This is a genomic window from Thermocatellispora tengchongensis, assembly GCF_014202315.1.
GTDB lineage: Bacteria > Actinomycetota > Actinomycetes > Streptosporangiales > Streptosporangiaceae > Thermocatellispora > Thermocatellispora tengchongensis.
The window spans coordinates 21,714-42,078 of the sequence record NZ_JACHGN010000037.1 but is presented as its reverse complement, the minus strand read 5'-3'; the positions used below and the strand labels follow the sequence as shown (position 1 = coordinate 42,078).

The following is a 20,365-nucleotide window of genomic DNA, read 5'->3' as shown; positions in this document are numbered from 1 at the left end:
GCCGGACCGCGCCGACCGAACGAGACCCAGGCCACCCCGCGCCGCGCCAGGCCCCGCCAGCCGGACACGGCCGAACCTGACCGCGCTGGGCCGTGCCGGGCAGGCCAGGCCGTGCCAGGCCCGGGCAGCCCGAGAGCAACGGGCGACCCGGGCGCGACGGGCGACCCCCGAGCGGCCGGCATCCTCCTAGCAACCGGCAACCCCGAGCAACCGGCCACCCGGTCACGGGGACGCCGCGGTGGAGCCGGCGGCGGCGGTCGGCGAGTCGACGCGGGTCGGCGGGGTGCGTGGTGGCGATGCGGGTGCGCGGGTGATCGGCGGCGCCCCGGTTGCCGACCGTCATGGCCTCCGAGCGACCGGCCATCCCCAGGTGGCCGGCCACCCCCAGGCGACGGGCAATCCCTATAGAGGCGCTCAGCCGCCTCCGCCCGCCGCGCGCCCCCCACCGGCGTGGGCCCGTCCGCCGCGGCGGCCCGGAGATGCAAGCGCCTGTCGGAGGGCCCGCGCCCTTCGAGGTCCGGGGCTCCGAAGGTTGCGCCCCGCAATCCGCATCCCCGAAACCCGCATCTTCCAGAGGCGAAGGTCGGGGTGGGGGCGGGACGGAGGGCCCTGGTGGTGGGGGGGCGATCGGGGCACTGTGGGAGCGGCAGGACGCTCGGTGGAGGTGAGCTGCGATGGTCCGAGCCATCAAGAGCCGTCCGCTTGAGGGCGAGCTCAGCCTGCTGAAGGCCCGCCTCGCGGAGCTGGAACGGCGGGTCCGCGCGCTGGCCGAGGTCGATCTGGTGCTGGTCCGCGCCTTGGAGGCCGATTCCGGTGCGGACGATCGGGTGCAGGACGCGCGGCTGGCCCGCGAGCTGCTGCACTCGGCGGAGCTCACCGACGGGTGATCGGCGGCCCGCCCGGTCCCGATGACGACAGCGTCAGGAGGTGCCGTTCGTGCGGGCCCGGGTCACGATCACGGGGCACGGGGCGTGGTGCAGCATGGCGTGGCTGACCGAGCCGAGGACGAGGGCCCGGAAGTCGCCGTAGCCGTGCGAGCCGACGACCAGCAGTTCGGCGTCCGCGCAGGCGTCGCGGAGCACGTCCACGGGGTGCCCGGTCACGACCCGCTCCACCGGTTTGAGGTCCGGGTAGCGCTCCCGCCAGCCCGCCGTGATCTCGCTCAGCATCCGGGCGATCCGGTCCTCCCCGGAGCGTGCCGGGCCGCCCCGGGCCCGGGCGTGGACGATGTGCAGCCCCGCGCCGCGCAGGTCCGCCTCGGCGAAGGCGCGGGCGAGGACGGCGTCGCTGCGCGGCGAGCCGTCCACCGCGGCCACGACCTCGCGCCGAACCGGAGAGGGCAGCTCGCGGACGACGGCGACGTCGCAGGCGGCGTGCGCGGCCACGCCCAGCGCGGCCGACCCGACGAGCAGGCCCCGGAAGCCGCCCAGGCCGTGGTTGCCCACCACGAGCAGTTCGGCGTCACGGGACGCCTCGATCAGTGCGGAGCGCGGGTCTCCCGGGACGACCGCGGACGACACGTCGGCCTCCGGCTCCGCCGCGTGGGCGGCGGTCACGGCCTCGGACACCACGGCGGCGGCGTTGTCGCGCATCCACCGGCCGACCTCGGCGTACCTGCCCTCCTCCCGCATGCCGTGCGCCCAGGCGGGCATGGCGTGCACGACGCGCAGGGTCACCCGGTGCAGCATGGCCTCCCGCGCCGCCCACTCCACGGCACGCAGTCCGGCGCGCGAGCCGTCCGTACCTACCACGATCATGGCGCCCCCTCCCTGCTCGTACCGGTTCACCAGCACAAATGGCACATACACCGGGGAGGGGGTGCGGAAACGTGCGGCGCTCGCCGGGGTCAGGAGACCCGTGCGACGGCCCTGGGCTGCGGGCGTGGGCGGGTGGCCGGCTCACGCGGCCGGGGTCACCGGCGGTAGGTGAGGCGGCGGAGGGCGGCTTCGGCCGGGCCTCTGCGGCCGGCGCGGGACAGGAGGGCGGCCAGGAGCACGGTGGCCAGCCAGGTGAGGACGGCGATGCCGGAGGCGGCGGCGTCGCCGACGCGGGTGCCCAGGCCGCCGGCGTACGGGGCGAAGATCGCGACGAACGCGACCGACTGCAGCAGGTAGCACGTCAGCGACCACTGGCCGCAGGCTGCCAGGGCGGCGGTGGCGCGGGCGGCGAGCGGGGACGGGGCGGCGGACGGGCGGTGCAGCCGGTCGGCGAGCAGGCCCATCATCGCGGCGTATGCCAGGCCGCCGGCGATGCCGGTCACGCTGTGCAGCGCGTACGCCGGCACCGAGATCGCGGTGGGCGGGGACCACAGGGCGGTGTCGATGAGCGTGAGCGGCAGGCCGCCGATGACCGCCACGGCGGCGCCGAGCACGGCCACCCGGGACAGCAGCGGCCGGTGCGCGCCGGGGTCGTCGAGCAGCCGGCGCCGGGCCGCCCAGATGCCGAGCAGGAAGGCCGGCACGACGCTCACCGCGAAGAAGGTCGGGGTCATCGCACTCCAGCCGACCAGGCGCGCCACCAGCGCCGCGACCGGGTCGGCCATCGCGGCGGGGGTGTCGCCCTTCTCGGCGGAGACCGTCAGCACCCCGAGCAGGGCGACCACGGCGACGTGCAGGACGAGCCCGGCGGCGGCGGCGCGCAGCAGGGCGCGGTCGCCGCGGCGGATGAACCCGACGAGGATCAGCCCGATCAGGCCGTACGCGCCGAGGATGTCGCCGAAGAACAGCAGCAGCGCGTGGCAGAACCCGAAGGCCAGCAGCCACAGGCTCCTGGCGCGCAGCACGCGGCGGACCTGGGGCCAGGAGCGGCCCGCCTCGGCCTGCCGGTCGGCGAGGCGGACCAGGCCGTAGCCGAACAGGGCGGCGAACATGGGCAGCGCGCGCCCGTCCACCAGGAGGATCTGGACCCCGGCGACCAGCCGGTCGAGGGGGCCGCCGTCCAGGGCGTATCCGCGGAAGCCCACGGGGTGGCCGGACAGGTACATGTGCGCGTGCGCCACCGCGATGAGCAGCAGCATCACGCCGCGGGCCAGGTCGGGGGCCGGGGCGCGCCGGCTGAGCGGCACCGCGCCGGGCCCGGCCGCCGCGGGCGGCCGGGCCGGTTGGGTGGGATGGGCGATGGACATGGGTCTCCCCGCGTTTAGATACACGACTGTAGCTTGTGCTCAAGGTAAGCTACAACCGCGTATCTAAGCAAGGGAACGGTGATGGACGGTCAGGGCGGGCGGACCCGGCGGCGCGGAGAAGAGCTGATCAAGGCGATCCACGCCGCCGTGCTGGAGGAGGTGGCGGAGGTAGGGGTCGGGCGGCTGACCATGGAGGGCATCGGCAGGCGGGCCGCGACGCCGCGGACCACGCTCTACCGGCGCTGGTCCGACCCGGTCGAGGTGCTGCTCGACGCGCTCTACCACGCCCACCCCGTGGAGGAGCCGACCCCCGGCGCCGACGACCTGCGCGGCGACCTGATCCGGTCGCTGCGGCTCATGGTGGACTGGATGCTCAGCCCGGCGGGGCGCGCGGTGGCCGCGATCCTCACCGATCCCCAGCGGCGCCCCGAGGTCTCCAAGGCCCTGTACGAGAAGGTCTTCGCCGGCCGGGGCGGCACCTTCACCCGCACCGTCCTGCGGCACTACGCCGAGCACGGCCACTTCCCGGCCCGCCTGCTCACCCCGGTCGTGGCCGACATCGGCGAGGCGCTGGTCATCAAACGGATGTTCGACACCGGGCGGCTCCCGGCCGACGACGACCTCGCCGACATCGTCGACCAGGCCATCCTGCCCGCGATCGGGCTCGGCCCCGGGTGACGGCCGGGGCGCGCGTCACGCCGCCAGGGCGCGGCGGGCGTACGCGCGGACGTCGGCGTCGGGGTCGGCGAGGGCGGCGCGCAGGGCCGCGGCGACCTCGGGGATCGCGGACCTGGGGGCCAGCGCCAGGACGGCGGCCTTGCGGACGTCCAGGTTCGGATCGGCCAGGGCGGTGAGGAGCGGGGCGACCGCCACGTCCGGGCCCGCGGCGGCGAGGCAGCGGGCGGCGCCCACGCGCACCTGCCAGGCCGGGTCGTGGACGGCCTCGACGGCCTCGGCCTCCAGCGGGGCGCCGGTGGCGGCGGAGGACTCCAGGGCGGCGGCGCGTACGAGCGGGTCGGGGTCGGCGGCCAGGACGCGCAGGGCCGGGGAGGGCTTGCCGATGGCGCCGAGACCGCGCGCCGCCGCCACCCGCACCTCCCTGGAGGCGTCGGCGGCGGCGCCCGCCACCGGGTCCGGCTCGTCCAGCGAGACCAGCCCGCGGATGGCCTCGATGCGGACCCGGTGGTCGGGGTCGCGCAGGCCGGCCGCGAAGGCGGCGGTCGTGCCGAGCCGCAGCGCGCGCAGCACGTCCAGGACGGTGGCGCGGACGACGGCGTCGGGGCTCGCCGCCCGCTCCGCCAGCGCCGCGGCCAGCTCGGGGGTGGCGGGCAGGACCTCGACCAGCTCGCGCAGCCCCGCCGCGGCGGCGCGGCGCACCGTGCCGTGCGGGTCGGCCAGCGCCGAGGCCAGCGCCGCCGCCGCGCCCTCGGGGACCGTCTCGGTGAGCGCGGCGATGGCCGCGCGGCGGACCTTGGGGTCCTCGTCGGCGAGGTAGGGGGCCAGCCGGTCCAGGTCCGGCTGCTCCTCGGCGAGGCGGTTGAGCTCCAGGATGCGCGGCGACCGGCCCACGGCGGCCCGGTCCGCGGCCTTGGCGGCCACGCGGGTGACCGCCGCGGGGGCGTGGGCCGCGACGAGCACGGGTTCGGCGGCCGGGTCGGGGGTGAACTCGGGGACGGGCACGAGGTACGGCTCGACCGGCCGCTTGACGAACTCCATCCCGCCGTCGGGGGTGCGGCGCAGGTTCAGGTGGAACAGCCACTCGCTGTCGTCGCGCTCGGGCAGGTCGGCCCGGTCGTGGTAGAGGCCCCAGCGGCTCTCGGTGCGCACCAGCGACGAGCGGGCCGCCATCTCGGCGCAGTCGCGGATGAAGTCCACCTCGGCGCAGCGCATCAGCTCGTGCGGGGTGCGCGCGCCCATGGCGGCGATCTCGGCGCGCATCCGCTCGAAGGACTCCAGCGCGATCTCCAGCTTGGCGGCGGTCTTGGGCGGGGCCACGTAGTCGTTGACGAAGCGGCGCAGCTTGTACTCCACCTGCTGCTGCGGCGGCCCGTCGGGGTTGCGCAGCGGCCGGTAGACCAGGTCGTGCGCGGCGGCCACCTGGTCCTCGGGCAGCTCGTCCCCCGGTACGGCGTGGTGGGCGGCGGCGTGCGCGCCGGCGAGGTCGCCGAAGACGAAGGCGCCGATCATGTAGTTGTGCGGCACGCAGGCCAGGTCGCCCGCGGCGTACAGGCCGGGGACCGTGGTGGCGCCGTTCTCGTCCACCCACACCCCCGAGGCGGAGTGGCCGCCGCACAGACCGATCTCGGAGATGTGCATCTCCACGTCGTGCGTACGGTAGTCGTGCCCGCGCCCGGCGTGGAACGTTCCCCTGGTGGGGCGCTCGGTGGTGTGCAGGATGGCCTCCACGGCCGCCACCGTCTCGTCGGGCAGGTGCGACAGCTTGAGGTAGATCGGCCCCCGCGCGGAGGCGATCTCGCGGGACACCTCGGCCATCATCTGGCCCGACCAGTAGTCGGAGTCCACGAACCGCTCGCCCCGGTTGTTGACCTGGTAGCCGCCGAACGGGTTGGCGACGTAGGCGCAGGCGGGGCCGTTGTAGTCCTTGATCAGCGGGTTGATCTGGAAGCACTCGATGCCGCTCAGCTCGGCCCCGGCGTGCAGGGCCATCGCGTAGCCGTCGCCCGCGTTCGTGGGGTTCTCGTAGGTGCCGTACAGGTAGCCGCTGGCGGGTAGGCCGAGCCGGCCGCAGGCGCCGGTGGCCAGGATCACCGCGCCGGCCGCGACGGTGACGAAACGCCCGCTGCGGGTGTCGAACCCGGCCACGCCCACGGCCCGCCCGCCGGAGGTGAGCACCCGCACCGGCATGACCCGGTTCTCGATCCGCACCCGCTCGCGGATCTCCCGCCGGCGCAGGACCCGGTACAGCACCTTCTTGACGTCCTTGCCCTCGGGCATCGGCAGCACGTAGCTGCCCGAGCGGTGCACCCGGCGCACGGCGTACTCGCCGTGCTCGTCCTTTTCGAACTTCACGCCGTAGCGCTCCAGCCTGCGCACCATCTCGTGGCCGCGGGTGGCCGTCTGGTAGATCGTCTTCTGGTTCACCACGCCGTCGTTGGCGCGGGTGATCTCGGCGACGTAGTCCTCCGGCGTGGCCTTGCCGGGGATGACGGCGTTGTTGACGCCGTCCATGCCCATGGCGAGCGCGCCGCTGTGGCGTACGTGCGCCTTCTCCAGCAGCAGCACCCGCGCTCCGCGCTCGGCGGCGGTGATCGCGGCCATCGTGCCCGCGGTGCCGCCGCCGACGACCAGCACCTCGCACTCCAGGCGCAGCCGGTCCTCGATCGGGGGGACGTCCATCTACAGCTCCTTCACGATCTGCTCGCGGGTGGCCCCGGCGAGCGTGCGTACGCCGTCGCGGCCGAGCACCACGATCCGGTGCCCGAGCAGCAGGGCCTCGTCCACGTCATGGGTGACGAACACGACGGTGGCGGCGGTGTCGCGCAGCACGTCGAGCAGCAGCCGCTGCATCTCGGCGCGGGTCTGCGCGTCCAGCGCGCCGAACGGCTCGTCCATCAGGACCGCGCGCGGCGCGCCGGCCAGGGCGCGGGCGAGCTGCACCCGCTGCCGCATGCCGCCGGACAGCTCGCGGGGCAGCCGGTCCTCGTACCCCGCCAGGCCGACGCGGCCGATCCACTCCTCGGCGGCCCGCCTGCGCTCGGCCCTGGCCACCTTGCGGATGCCCAGGGGCAGTTCGACGTTGCGGCGCACCGAGCGCCACGGCAGCAGCCCGTCCTCCTGGAAGATCATGGCCCGGTCGGGGGACGGCCCGGTCACCTCGGCGCCGTCGGCCAGGACGCGCCCGGCGTGCGGCCGCAGCAGCCCGGCCAGGGCCCGCAGCAGCGTGGACTTGCCCGATCCGGACGCGCCCACCACGACCAGGATCTCGCCCGGCGTCACCTCCAGGTCCACCCCGCTGAGCACGGCGCCGCCGCCGTACCCCAGGCCCGCGCCGTCGAGCCTGAGCGCCAGCCCGGCCGCGCTCATGCGCCGCTCCCTTCCGCCCGCGGCAGCCACCGGGTGGCCCGCCGCCCGGCCAGCTCGATCAGCGCCGAGGTGAGCCAGCCGAGCACGCCGATCGTGACCATGCCGACGACCGTCGCCGGGTAGTCCACCAGCGTGTACGCCTGCCAGGTGCGGTAGCCCACCCCGAGGTCGCCGGAGATCATCTCGGCGGAGATGACGCAGATCCAGGACACGCCCATGCCGATGGACAGCCCGCCGAACACCCCGGGCAGCGCGCCCGGCAGCACCACGTTCACCAGCACGTGCAGGCGGGTGCCGCCGAGGGTGAGCACGGCCTCCTCCCACAGCGTGGGCAGCGCGCGCACGGCGTGCCGGGTGCTGACCATGATCGGGAAGAACGCGGCGGCGAAGGTGATGAACACGATGCCCTGCTCGTCGGAGGGGAACAGCAGGATCGCGATCGGCACCAGCGCGATGGCCGGGATCGGCCGCACCGCCTCCAGCAGCGGCGTGAGCACGTCGCGCGCGGTGCGCGAGCGGCCGATCAGCACCCCGGTCGCGACCCCGGCCACGGCGGCCAGGCCGAACCCGGTGAGGATGCGGATCAGGCTCTGCGCCAGGTCGAGGTAGTAGACCTGGGTGCCGAGCTGCCGCGCCAGCTCCGCGCCGATCTCGTCCAGCGAGGGCAGCCGGTCGAACCTGAGCCAGATCCGGGCGTCGGTCACGGTGAGGAGCTGCCACAGCCCGGCCGCGGCGAGCAGCGAGAGCAGCCGGACGACCCGGCCGCGGTGCCGCCGTCCCGGGCGCCCGGCGCCGGTCGCGGCGGGCGGCGGCGGCGCGAGCGTGACCCGGCTCTTCTGCGCGAGGCCGCTCATGCCGGCCCCGCCTTTCCGCGCGCCGCGCGCCCGCCCGCTCGCTGGCCGCTCATCGCGCCGCCCCCGCCGCCGTGGCGGCCTTGACCGCCTCCTGGTAGGAGACCGGCTCGGTGCGCGGGTGCTCGGCGCGGTAGGCGTCGGCGCCGTCCTGGGTGGTGAAGGGCAGGAAGCGGGCGTTCGCCTCCCCCTCGGGGTCGTGCAGCCACACCGCCTTGTCGGCGAACCAGCGGGTGCCGGTCGTGGTGTCGGGCACGTACGCCGCCCGCACCGGCCCCTTCTCTGCCGCGACCTGCCGCAGCAGGCAGGTCGGGGTGGCGGCGGGCCGGGTGGTGGCGCCGGAGACCCACAGCTCCGAGGCGGTGCGCGGGTCGGTCACCTGCTCGCCGCACACCGGGTCGCGGCCGGTGACGGCCGCCCGGTTGACCGTGCTCGCCGCGTCGGCGTCGTAGCCGGGGCCGTACGCCTTGCGCAGGTAGGAGTCGTTGACGAACCTGTCCAGGTCCACCCCGGAGAATCCGTCGCCGATCCGCTTGAGGTACGGCACGTCGTGCTCGTGCGCCGCGCGCAGCGGCTGCTTCAGCGTCACGTCGAAGGTGGAGATGCCGCCGGGCCCGTTGTAGAGGTAGACCACCTCGCCCGGCAGGCCGGTCGTCTTCGCCACCGACTCGGCGGCCTCCAGCGGGTGCTCGTGCAGGTACTTCGTGGCGTCGATCTGGGCGCGCAGGAAGGCGTCCACGACCTCGGGGTGCTCGGCCGCGTACGCGCGGCGCACGACCACGCCGTGGAAGGTCGGCACGCCGAGCGCCGACCCGTCGTACAGGAGCCGGCCCTTGCCCTGGAAGGCCAGCAGCCCCGGCCAGGCCACGAACTGGGCGTAGCCCTGCACGCCGCCGGATTCGAGCTGCGAGGCGCCAACCGGCGGCTGGTGGTTGACGATCTGGACGTCGGTGGCGGGGTCGAGCCCGGCCTTCTCCAGCGCCTGCACCAGCGTGCCGTGCCCGGCCGAACCGGCGCTGGCCGAGATCTTCGTGCCCTTGAGGTCGGCCAGCGTCTTGGCCGGCGACGCGGGCGGCACCACGACCATGTTCAGGCCGCCGCGCAGGTTGTAGCCGGTGATCGAGATCAGCTCGGTCCTGGCCGTCTCGGCCGCCTGGGTGCGCGCGGCGTTGATCAGCAGCGGGTAGTCGCCCATCGAGCCGATGTCGATCTTCCCGGCGACCATCTTGGCGGTGATCGGCGCGCCGGTGTCGTGGTCCTGCCACTCCACCCGGTACTTCGGGCCGAGCCGCTTCTCCAGGTAGCCGAGCGAGCGCAGCAGCGTGCCGGCGGTCACGGTGTTGATGGTCTTGGACTGGTAGCCGATGACCACGGTGGTCGTGCCGCCGCTCTCGGCGGCGCCGGACAGCGAGCATCCGGTGAGCGCCGTCAGCAGGGCGGCGGCGGCGCTCAGCGTACGCATGGGGGTCCTCATCTGGGGGTCCTCATCGCAGCAGGTAGGGGATGTTGATCGTGACCGCGTCCACGGGACAGCGGGCGGCGCACGGGCCGCAGTACCAGCACTCGTCCACGTGCATGTACGCCTTGCCGGTCTCCTCGCTGATCGCCAGCGAGTCGAGCGGGCACGCCTCGACGCACAACGTGCACCCGTCGATGCACAGCGCCTCGTCGATGGTCACCGGGACCTCGACCCGCTGGTTGACCAGGGCCATCTCGGTGCTACTCCTCTCGGCCGTCTTGGTGGCGGCGCAGGTGGCCGCGCATGGTGAGCCGGTCGCCGCGGAACCGGATGAACTCCAGGTCCACCGGGCGCCCGTCGGACAGGTGGGTGAGCCGCTCGACCATGAGCAGCGCGGCGCCGCGCGGCACGTCCAGCACGGCGGCGGTGTGCGGGTCGGCGTTGACCGCCTCCAGCGTCACCTCCGCGACGCCCAGCGGCCGGCCGGTGACCCGTTCCAGCAGCACGAAGATGTCGTTGCGCTCCAGGTCCTCATCGAACAGCGGCTCACCGGCCTCGCGCGCGAGGTAGGTGAGGTCCAGGGAGAGCGGCAGCCCGTTGAGCCGCCGCAGCCGCTCCAGGTACACCACCCGCTCCCCCGTCCCGAGCCCCAGACGGTCCCGGACGGCGGCGGGCGGCTCGACCAGGCTCATCGCGCGCACCTCGTTGGTGACCTCGCCGTGCTCGTGCAGCGTCTCGGCCAGCCCGAGCAGCCGGTGCAGCCCGTGCGGGTACTTCCCCGCCCCGGCCGTGGTCCCGACCCCCGGGCACCGCTCCACGAGCCCTTCGTCGCGCAACAGCCCCAGCGCCTCGCGTACGGTGTTGCGGGAGGCGCCGTACTCGCGCGCCAGCGCCGCCTCGTGCGGCAACCGCCCGCCCCGGAACCGCCCGCGCACGATCTCCCCCCGCAGGACATCCGCCACCTGCCGGGCCCGAGCCGCCCGGGGCCGCCTGTCCTCCGCCACATCCGCCATGTCCACCTCCCTGACCTCGGCCGATGTAAGCCTATCTATCTGGTAGGGAAAATAGGATAACGGTCGGATTGCGCCACTCCCCCGCCCCCGGACCCCCACGTCGCCCCGCCCGGCACCGGAAGATCCGCCACCTTCGTCAGCACGTCGAAGGCCCCGCGCACACGGTCAGGCCGGAAGGGCGGGGGGCGGGGGCGCCGGGCGAGCTCAGGTGGCGGGCTGCACGTTCAGGCGTACCGCCAGGATGCCGGTCTCCAGGCCGATCACGAGCCTGTCGCCGATCCACGCGCACCTGGTCGCCGGGTCGTGGACGGGGATGGTCATCTCGCAGGCGCCGCTGGCGGCGTCCCAGACGCGTACGGTCCGGTCGATGCTCGCCGTGGCCAGAAGGGCACGGCCGGCGTGGACGAAGGAGCAGACGCCCTCCACCCGGCCGGTGTGGCCGGTCAACGTCCCCCTGATGCGGCCGGCGGCCAGGTCCACGAGGGAGACGACCGGGGTCGGGCCGACGATCGCGAGTTGGGCGTTCCCGTTCAGCGTGAACGCGTCCAGACCGGTCGCCTTCCGCGCGCCGTCGGCCGCGATCCGCCGCAGTTCCCTCGTCTTCGGGCTCCACAGCAGCACGGTGTGCTCGTCGCCGGTGGCCGCGAGCCACGTGCGGCCGTCATGCCGCACCGCGCACATGGCACGCGTACCCGTCAGGAAGGCGCCCGTAGGACGCCTACCGGAGGTGAACCGCATGACGGCGGCGAGGATCGGATTGCTCCCGCCCCTGAGCGAGTCCTTGACCCGCCCTGTCACCGGGTCCCACAGCCGGATCACCCCGTCGTCGCCGACGGCGGCTATGAGCGCGGCATCGCCGAGGGTGACCGCGCACATGGCGGTCACGCGCCCCGCTCGGCTGATCAGGGTGGTGCGGCGACCTCCCGACGACGGGTCCCACAGGCGGATGAACCCGTCGTCTCCCGCGGTCGCGATCACCGGCTCCGACCACAGGCCGACCGCGCACACGGCGTTCGCCGAGCCCCGGATGATGCCTATCGTCTGCCGCTCCTCGCCTGTGACGGCGTCGCGGACGCTGATGACGGAGTCATCGACCACCGAGACCACGCGCTCGCGCCCGCCCACGACGATCGCGCCCAGGCCGGTCACCCGGCCGTGGCCGCTCCCCTCCCCCTGCTCGAACCCATCGACCGCCGGGTCCCAGATCCGTACCGTGTGATCGGCGCTGGCGGTGGCCAGGAGCCGCCGCTCGCCCAGGGTGAAGGCGCACGAAGCGGTGACGGTGCCGGTGTGGCCGACGAGCGTGCGCTCGATCTTCCGGGTGCGGGTGTCCCAGATCCGCAGGGTCTGGTCGGGCCCGGTCGTGGCCAGCCGCGGCCCGCCCGCGCCGGTGAAGGCGGTGACGTGCGTGAAGGCGCCCGGTTGCACCCACCGGAGGTCCGGCCTGTTGGGGAAGTCGATCCTGAGGCCGTTCAGGCCGGCGATGGCGAGGGTGACCTGCCCGTTCAGGGTGACCGCGCACATCGAGGTGGACCGGCCGGCATCGCGCATCAACACCGTCGGCCGGCGGCGTCTGCCCGGGTCCCAGATCCGGACGGCGCCGTCCTCGCCGGTCGTGGCCACCACCGTGCGCAGGTCCTTGGCCAGGACGCACACGGCGGTGGCGCCCCCTCTGTGGCCGGACAAGTGGCGCTCGACGCGGCCGAGGGCGGGGTCCCACACGCGTACGCTTCCGTCGCCGCCGGTGGAGGCCAGCAGCGTGCGGCCTTCGACGGTGAAGGCGCACACGTCGGTCACCGGCCCGGTGTGCCCGGCCAGGGTGCGTTCCGCGAGACCCGTCGCGGGGTCCCAGATCCGGATCGTCCCGTCCTCGCTCGCGGTGGCCAGCAGGAGGCGGCCGTCCAGGGCGAAGGCGCGCACCTTCGTCACTCCCGCCGTGTGGCCGGTCATGACCCGCTCCGCCTGGCCGTCGGCCGGGTTCCAGATCCGCACGGCACGATCCGCGCCCGCGCTGGCCAGCAACGTACGGCCGCCGAGGGTGAAGGCGCACACGTCGTTGACCGTGCCCGTGTGCCCCTCCAGCACGGCCTCGTCGGCGCGTGGCATGACCGTCGCCCACGCGGCCCGGTACGGGGCCGGGCGTCCCGGATCGGGGATCTCGACGTCCAGGCGGGCGACGGCCGAGGTGACGCTGAACAGGGCGGCCCGCACGTGCGGCGGCGCCTCCTGCGCGCTGGGCGTGAGCTGGATCAGCCGCCCCCGTGCGCGCACGTAGGGCGAGGAGGCCCGGATCGCGTACGACGCGAGGTGATGCAGGTCGGCGTGGAGCAGATACTCCGCGTCGGTCAGCAGTTCCTCCAGCACGCCGCCGCGCGCCGCGTGGCCGGCCAGCGAGCGCAGCAGGTACGGCGGCGCGTGCTCCCAGGTGATCTTGTGGGCGTGGCTCAGGAACGCCCGCGCGAGCGCCCCCTCGTCCTGGGCGCGGGGCCGCACCGGGGACCGCGCGGCGCGCAGGGCGTCGTTCAGCGCCTGGTGGAACAGCCGGTAGACGCCGCCGTGCTCGCCGAAGGTCGATTCCACCAGGAAGTTGGCGGCCGACGACCGCGCGAAGCGCGCGAGCTGACCGGTGGTCGTCGAGGCGCCGTCGAGCGCGAGGATCGCCAGGCGCCACAGGTCCAGGTCGAAACCCGGCGACTCGGCGAACGCCAGGGCGGTGAGCACGGAGGAGGCGGGGAGCGCGTCCACGTTGGGCAGGCGGCTGACGTAGTTGCGCAGCGCCTCCTCGACCGTCGCGGTGAACGAGAGCGAGGCCGCCTCGACGGGCCGCTGGTCGTGCATGCCGTGCGTACGCGCCACCAGGCCGGCGATGAGGAAGTTGCGTTCCGACCGCGCCGCGATGGCCTCCGCGACCGGCCGGGCGACCTGCTCGGGCTGATACGGATTGTCCGGGCGCTCGTCGCCGACCAGCCGGAGCGTGGCCATGGCGTACTCCACCAGGTCCTCGCGGGCGAAGTAGGCCGGCTCGTCCAGATCGACGATGGACGCCGCGCCGCTGAACACGCCCAGCAGGTCCCCGCCGTCGTCCCTGCGCCGCGTCGCGATCACGACCTGGGCGCCCAGCTCCGCGCACGTCTCGACGATGGGCAGCACCACATGGGTGATGATCGTTCTGGCCTCGGTCGGCGAGGTGACCTCGTCGAGCGCGTCGATGACCACGTTGAACCGCCGGCTCCGCTCGGGCAGCACGGCCTGGAGCGCCCGTTCCAGGTCATCGACGTCCTCCGGCAGTGCGGCGGACGCCGCGCGGGCGATCTCGCGGGCCACGTCCAGGGCCGTCTTGCCCTTGGCGTGCACCGCGCACGCCACCGATCCGACGGGGGCGCGCACCGCCTCGTCGTCCTCGGGAAGCTCGTCGCGGATCCCGGCGTCGGCCGTGGTCACGATCCGGCCGAGCACCGCCGACTTGCCCACGCCCGGCGAGCCGGTCACCACGAGGGCGCGCCGGTCGGGCCGGGCGCGTCCGAGCCAGTTCACGATGGTGGTCAACGCGGCGGTCCGGCCGCGGAACCGATAGCCGCGCTCGGAGTCCACCGTGACCCCGCGCGCCCTGGGCCGCCAGTGGCGTACGCCCTCGGGGTCGGTGTCCAGGCTCCATCCCCAGGACGCCAGCGCCAGCCGGCCCGCCTGCTCGGCCGACCAGTTCTCGACCAGGGAACGCAGCTTCTCCTCCGGGAAGCACAGGTCGGCCTGGTGCAGGCTGATCGCCCGGCCGCCGCCGTCGGAATGCGCCTGGCCGACGACCCCCACCACGGCCTCGTAGTCGGGCGACCACAGCCCGGCGCCGCTGTAGCCCTGGGCGAGCGGGTACGGCGCGCTCGTCGCCAGCCTGATCCAGCCGTAGCCGAGCGAGGCGTCCACCTTGCCGCTGGTGACGTCGCCGAGCGGATCACCGCCGGGGAAGCCGAACGCCCACCACGATCGGCCGACCAGGTCGGCGGGCCGGGGAAGGCGCAGCGGCGCCGGGCGCACCCCCGCCGGCGCGTCCTCGTCCATGGAGAGGAGCGCCAGATCCGTCGTCTGCGGCCCGCCGGGCAGCGTGATCGAGGCACGCCGCCGCACCGGACGGCCGGACTCGGCCTTCGGGAACGCCAGCCACACCGGCGTCGCGTCCACGCCATGGCGCGCGACGACGTGCGCGGCGGTCAGCGCACGCCGGCTGTCGATCACCACGGCGGCGCCGAGCGGTTCGTGGTCGTGCTCGGTGCGGTGGACGGCGGCGATCCACGATTCGGTGCCCGGCCCCGGGATCATGCCACAGGAGGCCCGGCCTCGCCGGCGGCGCCGGGCTCCCACGTGAGGGTGATCTCGAAGTTGCCCTCGGTGGCGGCCTTGGCGACGAGCCAGTTCGCGGTCCCGCTGACCTTGATCCCGAACTTGACCTCGACCTGCTTCGGCCCGATGTCGCGCACCTTCTCCAGTACGACCTGGGCGGCCCGCACCGCGGGCTCCACCGCCGTCTTGATCTCGCCGACGACCTCTGCCGCCCCAGCCGGCTGGTAGCCCGCGAGCGGCTCGATCTCGAACTGGACCGTCGTGTCGGGGCCGACGCTGTACCTCACCACGCGCGACATAGTCACCGCTCCCCTCGTCGTGGCGAGTTTAGGATCAATGCCATCACGGCGGGAGGGGAAGCCGCGCGAAATCCGGTGCCCAACGCCGCCGGCCGGCGGCGCCGTTGACGTGCCGCTCCGGCGTCGGCACCCGCCGCCGGCCCCGTCGTCCCGGACCGCCAGGCCGCCGGGCCGCCCGGAAGCCGAGGCACGGCCGGATACGCTGATCATGTGTTGTTCGGGGTTCTCGGTCCGGTCGTGGTGCACACCGATGGGGGCACGCCCGTCCACGTGCCCGAGGCCAAGGTCCGAACCCTGCTCGCCGTCCTGCTCGCGAACCGGGGGCGTCCGGTGTCGGCCGGCCGCCTGGCCGAGCACATCTGGGGGGACGACCCGCCGGACCGGCCCATACCGGCGTTGCACCGCAAGGTCTGGCAGTTGAGACGCGCCCTGGAGGGCGCGGAGCCCGGCGCCCGCGAGCTGGTGGAGTCGCGCCCGCCCGGATACCTGCTGCGGCCGGCCGATCGGGCGATCGACGCCTGCGTCTTCCACGACAAGGTCGGCCGGGCCCGTGAGACCGCGGACCCGCGTGCCCGGACGCGGCTGCTGGGCGAGGCTCTGACGTTGTGGCGCGGCCCGGCCTACGCCGATTTCGCCGAGGACGGGTTCGCGCGGGCGGAGATCGCCCGCCTGGAGGAGGAGCGGCTGCTGGCTCTGGAGGATCTGGCGGAGGCCCGCCTGGAGGCCGGCGAACACGGCCAGGCCCTCGGCGACCTGGCCGAGCTGGTGGCCCGGCATCCCACGCGGGAGCGGCTGCGCGCCGCGCACATGCGCGCCCTGTACGCCATGGGACGGCAGAGCGAGGCCCTGGCCGGCTTCCACGAGCTGCGCCGGCATCTCCGCGAGCAGCTCGGTGTCGATCCCGCTCCCGAGCTCGTCGCACTCCACCAGGAGATACTGGAGCAGCGCGCCGGCCCGCCGGTGCGTGTCGCGGCGGGAGCGGCGGTGCCCGCGACCAACCTGCCGGCGCCGGTGACCGAGTTGATCGGCAGAGACGACGCCGTGGCCGCGATCGGCGAGTTGGTGGGGAAGGCCAGACTCGTCACCCTCACCGGCTCCGGAGGCGTGGGCAAGACACGGCTCGCCGTGGAGACGGCACGGCGACTGGTGGGCTCCTATCGCGACGGCGTGTGGATGGTCGAGCTGGCGGGCCACCGGGCCGCCGAGGCCGGCGCCGAGTTCCCGCCCGCCGAGGCGGTCGCGGCCGCCCTCAACCTGCGCGACGACGTGGCGCCGGCCCCGGTGGGCCGCTCCGCGCTCCGGCGCGACGGGGTCGAGCGGCTGGTCACGGCGCTGCGCGGGCGCCAGATGCTGCTGCTTCTGGACAACTGCGAGCACGTCGTGGAGCAGACGGCCGAGCTCGTGGGAGAGGTGCTGCGAGGCGCACCGGACGTGCGCGTGCTCGCGACCAGCCGGGAGCCGCTCGGACACGCCGGAGAGGTCGTCTGGCCCGTCCCCCCGCTCGACGTGCCGGACGCCGGGGCCGGCGCCGCTCCGGAGAGGGTCATGACGTACGCCGCCGCACGGCTCTTCGCGCAGCGCGCGGCGGCGGCCGTCCCGGGGTTCACCGTGGACGAGGGCAACGCCGGCGACGTCGCCACGCTCTGCCGGCGGCTCGACGGAGTCCCGCTGGCGCTCGAACTGGCCGCGACCCGGGTGCGGGCCTTCGGGGTGCGCGGCGTGCTCGCCCGGCTGGATGACCGGTTCCGCCTGCTCGGCTGGGGACGGCGGGGAGCACCCCCGCGGCAGCGGACCCTCCAGGCCGTGATCGACTGGAGCTGGAACCTGCTCGACACGGCGGAGCGGGCGCTGCTGTCCCGGCTCGCGGTCTTCGGCGAGGGGTTCACGCTGGAGGCCGCCGAGGCGGTCTGCGCCGGGCCGGACCTGCCCGGCGAGGACGTGGCGGGCTTGGTGGCGCGGCTGGTGGACCGGTCGCTGGTGGTGGCCGTGCACCAGGAGAGCGGGAACGTCCGGTACCGGCTGCTGGAGTCGGTCGCCGACTACGGCCTCATGCGGCTGCGGGAGGCCGGGGAACTGGCCGATCGACGGCGCCTCCACGCGCTGCACTACCTGGAGCTGGCCGAACACGCCGCGTGCAGGCTGCGCGGCCCCGGCCAGGCCCACTGGGCGCGCCGCCTGGACGAGGAGGCCACCAACCTGCGGCTCGCCCTGGACGGCGCCGTCCGGGGCGGGCACGCCGAGGTGGCACTGCGCCTCGCCGACGCGCTCGCCTGGCACTGGTTCCTGCGCGGACGCTGGGGCGAGGCCCTGCGGTCCCTGGGGTGCGTACGGGCCGTCGCGGACGGCGCGCCCCCTGGCCTCAGGGCCCGCGTCGCGGCCTGGCAGAGCGGTGTGATGGTGCTGAGCGGCATCGCCGGCGACCCGGTCGCGCAGTGCCAGGACGTGCTGCGGCGGTTCGAGACGATCGACGACCCGCACGGTCTCGCCCGCGCCCAGTGGTTTCTCGGTTACGCGTTGTTCGGCGGGGGTGACCAGGAGGCGAGCGAGGATCTGGTCGAGCGCGCCCTGGCCGGGTTCCGGGACCGGGCCGACACCTGGGGACTCGCCGCGGCGCTCGCCACGCGTGCCTCCCAGGCGATCGGCCGGGGCGACCTGGCGGCTCTGGGCCGTCACGGCGAGCAGAGCCTGGCGATGTTCGGCGAGCTGGGCGACCACTGGGGCCGGTTGTACGCCATGGAATCGCTCACCGTGCTCGCCGAGGTCACCGGTGACTACGAGCGCGCCAGGCGCCTGAACGAGGACAGCCTGGGCCTGGCCGAGGAGCTCGGGCTGTCGGTCGCCGTCCCGGGGATCATCTCCAGGATGGGACGCGTCGCGATGCTCACCGGGCACCACCGTCAGGCGGACGAGCTGCACCGGAGGGCTCGCCGTGCCGCCGTGGAGCAGGGCGACAAGCCCGCCGAGCTGTTCGCCGACCTCGGCCTCGCGCTCAGCGCCAGGCGCCAGGGCCGCCCGGAGGCGGCCGAGCACCACCTGCGCCCGTGGATCGAGTGGTGCCGACAGGTCGACTGGCAGCCCGGCCTGGCGCTGATCTGCGCCGAGCTCGGGTTCGCCGCCGAACTGCGCGGCGACCGCCAGGCCGCGGGCCGATGGCACCTGAAGGGGTTGGCAGCGGCCCGCCGTACCGGCGATCCCCGCGCGGTGGCGCTGGCATTGGAGGGGCTCGCCGGTGCCCGCGCCCTGACCGGGCGCCACCGGGAAGCCGCCCGGCTTCTGGGTGCGGCGGCCGGCGCGCGTGAGGCGGCCGGAGCTCCTCTGCCCCCGGCCGAGCGCGGTGACGTCGATCGCGTCACCGCCACCGTCAGGGCCGCGATCGGCGCCGCCGCCTTCGACGAGGAGTTCGGCCGCGGTCGCGCAGAAGGCGCGGACGCGCTCCCGGAGGTCCGGCCGCCGGGGTCATGACACCGTGGAGCCCTCCACGCACCGGTCCTCACAACGGGCTTCGGCGTCGGCCCGGCCGGGAGCGGAGCGGGGGCCGAGGAACACCCAGGCGAGGACCGCCAGCACGAGCACGATGACGATGCCGGCGCATCCGGCGACGGTGAGCCCCGTCCCGAACGCCTCCCTGGCCGCCTGCAGTACCTCCTGCGCCTGGCCGGCGGGCAGGCGCTCCACCGCGGCCATCGCCCGGGCGAGGCTGTCGCGCGCCGCCTCAGCGACCGGCTCCGGCGTGCCGCCCGGCAGGTCGTCCGCGACGGCCGACCGGTAGACCGCGCCGGCCAGCGCGCCCCCGGTGGCGACGCCCAGCGCCATGCCGACCTCGGAGAAGGTCTCCGACAAGGACGACGCCGAGCCGCTCTTCTCCTTCGGCGCCACCCCGATGATCAGGTCGAGCACGAGGACGAGCAGCGGCCCCACGCCGATCGAGATGAGCATCGCGCCTGTCACGGCCGGCGCGAGCCCGGTTTCGAGTGTGTCCTGTGCCCGGACGAACAGCGACAAGCCGATCGCCATGACCACCAGTCCGAGGGCGATGGTGCGTCCCGGCCCGATCCTGGCGGCGAGGAGCGGCGCCCCCATCGAGCCGACCACGTTGACCGCCGCGAACGGCATCATCCACAGTCCGGCCTGGAGGGGCGAGAGCCCCTGCGCAAGCTGCAGGTACTGGGCGAACAGCAGGATGAAGGCGGCCTGCACGAGCTGCCCCGACAGAGTGCTGCCCAGGCCCACCCCGAAGACCCGGTGCCTGAACAGCGCCAGATCCATCAGAGGATGGGGCAGGCGGCGCTGCCGCCGGGCGAACAGCACGCCGCAGGCCGTGCCGGCGAGCAGCGCACCGGCGACCGACGGCTGCCAGCCGTCCCTCGTGCCCGTCTTCAGCGCGTAGACGAGCGGCAAGATCGCGGCCAGCGACAGCAGTACGCTCAGGACGTCCAGGCGGCCCGCCCTCCGATCGCGGAACTCGGGCAGCAGGAACGGCCCGGCGACCAGCAACACCGCCATGACGGGGACGTTCAGCAGGAACACCGAACCCCACCAGAACCATTCGAGCATCAGCCCGCTCACCACCGGCCCGATCGCGCCACCGACGGCGAAGCAGCTCCCCCACACGCCGATGGCGAGCCCGCGCTGCCGGGCGTCGTGGAACATGTTGCTGATCAGCGCCAGGGTGGACGGCATCAAGGTGGCGCCGCCCACGCCCAGCAGGGCCCGCGTCACGATCAGCATCTCGGCACTGGTGGAGTAGGCGGCGGCCACCGAGGCCGCCCCGAAGGCGACCGCTCCGGCCAGCAGCAGCCTGCGCCGCCCGATGCGATCGCCCAGCGTGCCCATGGTGATCAGGAGACCCGCCGTCATGAAGCCGTAGATGTCGAGGATCCAGAGCTGCTGGGTGCTGCTCGGGGCGAGATCCGCGGCCAGGTGCGGCAGGGCGAGGTGCAGGGCGGTCAGGTCGATCGACAGGAGAAGCACCGGCATCGTCAGAACGGCGAGACCGATCCACTCCCGGGCGCCCGCCCGCGGCCGGGGTACGGACTCCGGCTTCGGCGACATGCGCGACTCCTTCGCTCGGCAGAGGTGACGCGAGGCGCGTGGGATGCCGGAACCCGGCCGCGTGCGCCTCGCGAGGTTCCGGCGTCACGATGCCGCGGGCTGCTTTCGATGCGATGTCGATCCGCACTCGACGGATGCGTGCCCCCCTCGTCGCGGTCCTGTTCGCCCCGCAGGACCTGGCCCTCGTCGGT

General features: G+C 74.7%; 14 protein-coding genes. 3 read left to right on the top strand and 11 right to left on the bottom strand.

The genetic code is table 11. From position 1 onward, the window contains the following. Window positions 1-674 precede the first annotated feature (674 nt). A complete protein-coding gene (locus HNP84_RS48785) occupies window positions 675-887 on the top strand; it encodes a hypothetical protein (protein ID WP_185056983.1) in 213 nt (70 codons plus the stop codon). A gap of 33 nt (window positions 888-920) precedes the next feature. Here HNP84_RS48785 and HNP84_RS48780 read toward each other — a convergent pair whose 3' ends face one another. Beyond that, complete coding sequence (locus tag HNP84_RS48780) at window positions 921-1,757, bottom strand: universal stress protein (protein WP_185056982.1); 837 nt, start codon at window positions 1,755-1,757, stop codon at window positions 921-923. A 155-nt stretch (window positions 1,758-1,912) separates the two neighbouring features. Next, complete coding sequence (locus HNP84_RS48775; RefSeq protein WP_185056981.1) at window positions 1,913-3,124, bottom strand: DUF418 domain-containing protein; 1,212 nt, start codon at window positions 3,122-3,124, stop codon at window positions 1,913-1,915. An 81-nt stretch (window positions 3,125-3,205) separates the two neighbouring features. On the opposite strand from HNP84_RS48775, the gene HNP84_RS48770 reads away from it, so the two are divergent. Next, window positions 3,206-3,802, top strand: coding sequence for a TetR/AcrR family transcriptional regulator (locus HNP84_RS48770; protein WP_185056980.1), 597 nt, complete (start codon window positions 3,206-3,208; stop codon window positions 3,800-3,802). 15 nt (window positions 3,803-3,817) lie between these two features. Here the strand turns inward: HNP84_RS48770 and HNP84_RS48765 are convergent, their stop codons facing one another. The 8 genes from HNP84_RS48765 to HNP84_RS48730 form a co-directional block, all read right to left on the bottom strand. Next, a complete protein-coding gene (locus HNP84_RS48765) occupies window positions 3,818-6,481 on the bottom strand; it encodes a fumarate reductase/succinate dehydrogenase flavoprotein subunit (RefSeq protein ID WP_185056979.1) in 2,664 nt (887 codons plus the stop codon). Next, the gene (locus tag HNP84_RS48760) at window positions 6,482-7,168 is read right to left on the bottom strand and encodes an ABC transporter ATP-binding protein (RefSeq protein WP_185056978.1); all 687 of its coding nucleotides are present in this window, start codon (window positions 7,166-7,168) and stop codon (window positions 6,482-6,484) included. Further along, window positions 7,165-8,022, bottom strand: a complete 858-nt coding sequence (locus HNP84_RS48755) for an ABC transporter permease (RefSeq protein WP_185056977.1) — start codon at window positions 8,020-8,022, stop codon at window positions 7,165-7,167. The genes HNP84_RS48760 and HNP84_RS48755 overlap by 4 nt, the downstream gene beginning before the upstream one ends. Window positions 8,023-8,071: 49 nt before the next feature. Continuing rightward, window positions 8,072-9,493 (bottom strand): ABC transporter substrate-binding protein, encoded by a 1,422-nt coding sequence (locus HNP84_RS48750; RefSeq protein ID WP_185056976.1) that lies wholly within the window; start codon window positions 9,491-9,493, stop codon window positions 8,072-8,074. A gap of 10 nt (window positions 9,494-9,503) precedes the next feature. Further along, window positions 9,504-9,731 (bottom strand): 4Fe-4S dicluster domain-containing protein, encoded by a 228-nt coding sequence (locus HNP84_RS48745; RefSeq protein WP_185056975.1) that lies wholly within the window; start codon window positions 9,729-9,731, stop codon window positions 9,504-9,506. Between the two features lie 7 nt (window positions 9,732-9,738). Beyond that, window positions 9,739-10,491: a GntR family transcriptional regulator gene (locus HNP84_RS55725; protein WP_185056974.1), complete on the bottom strand. Its 753-nt coding sequence runs from the start codon at window positions 10,489-10,491 to the stop codon at window positions 9,739-9,741. Window positions 10,492-10,695: 204 nt separating this feature from the next. Continuing rightward, window positions 10,696-14,802 (bottom strand): AAA family ATPase, encoded by a 4,107-nt coding sequence (locus HNP84_RS48735; RefSeq protein WP_185056973.1) that lies wholly within the window; start codon window positions 14,800-14,802, stop codon window positions 10,696-10,698. After that, the gene (locus tag HNP84_RS48730) at window positions 14,799-15,113 is read right to left on the bottom strand and encodes a CU044_2847 family protein (RefSeq protein ID WP_221337699.1); all 315 of its coding nucleotides are present in this window, start codon (window positions 15,111-15,113) and stop codon (window positions 14,799-14,801) included. The genes HNP84_RS48735 and HNP84_RS48730 overlap by 4 nt, the downstream gene beginning before the upstream one ends. A 219-nt stretch (window positions 15,114-15,332) precedes the next feature. Between HNP84_RS48730 and HNP84_RS55720 the strand changes: the two genes are divergently transcribed. Beyond that, window positions 15,333-18,584, top strand: a complete 3,252-nt coding sequence (locus HNP84_RS55720) for an AfsR/SARP family transcriptional regulator (protein WP_185056971.1) — start codon at window positions 15,333-15,335, stop codon at window positions 18,582-18,584. On the opposite strand, the gene HNP84_RS48720 is transcribed toward HNP84_RS55720, so the two are convergent. Next, window positions 18,579-20,174 carry an MFS transporter gene (locus HNP84_RS48720; RefSeq protein ID WP_185056970.1) on the bottom strand — a complete coding sequence of 532 codons (1,596 nt, stop codon included), beginning with the start codon at window positions 20,172-20,174 and terminating at the stop codon, window positions 18,579-18,581. The two genes, HNP84_RS55720 and HNP84_RS48720, sit on opposite strands and share 6 nt — an antisense overlap. Between the last annotated feature and the right edge of the window lie 191 nt (window positions 20,175-20,365).

Excerpts from the sequence above, each read along its gene's own strand:
- HNP84_RS48745 (WP_185056975.1), bottom strand. The coding sequence starts at position 9,731 with ATGGCCCTGGTCAACCAGCGGGTCGAGGTCCCGGTGACCATCGACGAG.
- HNP84_RS48780 (WP_185056982.1), bottom strand. The coding sequence starts at position 1,757 with ATGATCGTGGTAGGTACGGACGGCTCGCGCGCCGGACTGCGTGCCGTG.
- HNP84_RS55725 (WP_185056974.1), bottom strand. The coding sequence starts at position 10,491 with ATGGCGGATGTGGCGGAGGACAGGCGGCCCCGGGCGGCTCGGGCCCGG.
- HNP84_RS48720 (WP_185056970.1), bottom strand. The coding sequence starts at position 20,174 with ATGTCGCCGAAGCCGGAGTCCGTACCCCGGCCGCGGGCGGGCGCCCGG.
- HNP84_RS48770 (WP_185056980.1), top strand. The coding sequence starts at position 3,206 with ATGGACGGTCAGGGCGGGCGGACCCGGCGGCGCGGAGAAGAGCTGATC.
- HNP84_RS48785 (WP_185056983.1), top strand. The coding sequence starts at position 675 with ATGGTCCGAGCCATCAAGAGCCGTCCGCTTGAGGGCGAGCTCAGCCTG.
- HNP84_RS48750 (WP_185056976.1), bottom strand. The coding sequence starts at position 9,493 with ATGAGGACCCCCATGCGTACGCTGAGCGCCGCCGCCGCCCTGCTGACG.
- HNP84_RS48765 (WP_185056979.1), bottom strand. The coding sequence starts at position 6,481 with ATGGACGTCCCCCCGATCGAGGACCGGCTGCGCCTGGAGTGCGAGGTG.
- HNP84_RS48755 (WP_185056977.1), bottom strand. The coding sequence starts at position 8,022 with ATGAGCGGCCTCGCGCAGAAGAGCCGGGTCACGCTCGCGCCGCCGCCG.
- HNP84_RS48735 (WP_185056973.1), bottom strand. The coding sequence starts at position 14,802 with ATGATCCCGGGGCCGGGCACCGAATCGTGGATCGCCGCCGTCCACCGC.
- HNP84_RS48775 (WP_185056981.1), bottom strand. The coding sequence starts at position 3,124 with ATGTCCATCGCCCATCCCACCCAACCGGCCCGGCCGCCCGCGGCGGCC.
- HNP84_RS48760 (WP_185056978.1), bottom strand. The coding sequence starts at position 7,168 with ATGAGCGCGGCCGGGCTGGCGCTCAGGCTCGACGGCGCGGGCCTGGGG.